This window comes from Paenarthrobacter sp. GQ52 (assembly GCF_059759005.1).
Genome location: NZ_JCAXEJ010000043.1, coordinates 1 through 1,070, shown reverse-complemented (window position 1 = coordinate 1,070; position 1,070 = coordinate 1). Strand labels below are relative to the sequence as shown.

The 1,070-nt window shown below is 61.3% G+C and carries 1 protein-coding gene; it reads right to left on the bottom strand.

The annotated features are described in order from the left end of the window. Positions 1-1,061, bottom strand: a 1,061-nt coding sequence (locus tag AC6CH8_RS22805) for a pyruvate dehydrogenase E1 component-related protein (RefSeq protein ID WP_498192462.1), incomplete at its 3' end; no start/stop codon positions are given. Between the last annotated feature and the right edge of the window lie 9 nt (positions 1,062-1,070).

Genomic DNA, 1,070 nt, shown 5'->3' with positions numbered 1-1,070 from the left:
TTGCCGAAGAAGTGTTCCCGAACGAACCCGCCGGACTCGGCCTTGTAGGTTTGGTAGTCACCATCGGGGGTTTCGTTCATGATCTTCACCAACGCCCCGTCCTTATCGGCTTCCAGGAGGGAGTCCCACTCCCGGCCCCAGACAACCTTGATCACGTTCCAGCCCGCACCGCGGAAGAACGCCTCCAATTCCTGCATGATCTTGCCGTTACCGCGGACCGGTCCGTCCAGGCGCTGGAGGTTGCAGTTGATCACGAAGTTCAGGTTGTCCAGGTTCTCGTTCGCGGCGAGCTGGAGCAGGCCACGGGACTCGGGCTCGTCCATTTCCCCGTCGCCCAGGAACGCCCAGACCTGCTGGTCGGAGGTGTCCTTGATGCCACGGTTCTGCAGGTACCGGTTGGACTGGGCCTGGTAGATCGCGTTCATCGGGCCGATACCCATCGACACGGTCGGGAACTCCCAGAAATCAGGCATCAGACGCGGGTGCGGGTACGAGGACAAGGCATGACCGGCCTTGGACTTTTCCTGACGGAACCCGTCCAGATCCTCTTCCGTGAGACGGCCTTCCATGAACGCCCTCGCGTACATGCCCGGCGAAGCGTGGCCCTGGAAGAACACCTGATCCCCACCCGAGGGGTGGTCCTTGCCGCGGAAGAAGTGATTGAAACCCACCTCATACAACGTCGCAGCACCGGCATACGTGGAGATATGCCCGCCGACACCAATATCCGAACGCTGCGCACGATGAACCATCACCGCGGCGTTCCACCGCATGTACGCACGGTACCGGCGCTCGAACTCCTCGTTCCCCGGGAACGCAGCTTCCTGGTCCACCGGGATCGTGTTCACATAATCAGTGGTCGTCACCATCGGCACACCCACCGACCTCGCGCCAGCACGCTGCAACAACGAACGCATAATGTACTGGGCACGCTCGGTACCCTGCTCCGCGATCAACGCATCAAGGGACTCAATCCACTCCGCGGTCTCTTCCGGATCACGATCAGGCAGCTGGGCAGTCAACCCGCTGAGGATGTGTGAGGTCTCTTCTCCTGCAGCCACGTCCAACCT